Source organism: Rothia sp. HMSC058E10 (assembly GCF_001809415.1).
GTDB classification, from domain to species: Bacteria; Actinomycetota; Actinomycetes; order Actinomycetales; family Micrococcaceae; genus Rothia; species Rothia dentocariosa.
This window is the reverse complement of the sequence record NZ_KV797621.1, coordinates 1-361: the sequence shown is the minus strand read 5'-3', so window position 1 is coordinate 361 and position 361 is coordinate 1. Positions and strand designations below refer to the sequence as shown.

Below are 361 nucleotides of genomic sequence, written 5' to 3'. Positions count from 1 at the left end.
CTACGAGTCTCTTTCGATGGTGAAGTACTTCGAATCACTCTTCTTCTTGGACTGTATCTTGTGGTACTTGCTTGGATGGGATTCGGGTTTGGTGCTCTCCTCCGTAATAGTGCCGGAGCTATTGTTCTTACAGTCGTTCTGCTTTTTGTGGTGACAATAGTTCTTAGTTTCTTCAGGTCTGCTGAGTGGGCAAGCGATGTTTCCAAGTATCTACCTGTTCATCTGGGCGAAAATATGTTGGTCTACGATACTGACCAGTTTAAAGATCCCAGCTACGAAGTCCGCTGTATCCTCTTCACCCTGTGGGGTTTTGTACCCTTGGTACTTGGCTGGATTCGCTTCAAATTCAACGATATGAAGT

Annotated in this window: 1 pseudogene; it reads left to right on the top strand. The window is 45.4% G+C overall.

Annotation, left to right across the window (positions count from 1 at the left end):
- A pseudogene (locus HMPREF2609_RS10575) lies at window positions 1–361 on the top strand (hypothetical protein); the annotation flags it as partial.